This is a genomic window from Bacillus sp. NTK074B (assembly GCF_017303375.1).
Lineage (GTDB): Bacteria > Bacillota > Bacilli > Bacillales > Bacillaceae_B > Rossellomorea.
The window spans coordinates 1-246 of record NZ_JAFKOH010000311.1 but is presented as its reverse complement, the minus strand read 5'-3'; the positions used below and the strand labels follow the sequence as shown (position 1 = coordinate 246).

The 246-nt window shown below is 39.8% G+C and carries 1 rRNA gene; it reads right to left on the bottom strand.

Going from position 1 to position 246, the window contains the following annotated elements:
- A 5S ribosomal RNA gene (rrf, locus tag JI667_RS22490) occupies nt 1-76 on the bottom strand; the annotation flags it as partial.
- Between the last annotated feature and the right edge of the window lie 170 nt (nt 77-246).

Genomic DNA, 246 nt, shown 5'->3' with positions numbered 1-246 from the left:
TACCATCGGCGCTGAAGAGCTTAACTTCCGTGTTCGGCATGGGAACGGGTGTGACCTCTTCGCCATAATCACCAGACATATTGCTTACAATGACAAATATTATTATATAATATTTTCAATGAAATTCAAGGGGTAAATGAAAATTTATTCCCTGAAAACTAGATAAAGGATTGATGTCAAGAAAGCCGAGTATCGACCAATTGTTGCAACTACTATTGAAAGTAGACTGCAATCCAGCTCCGGCGG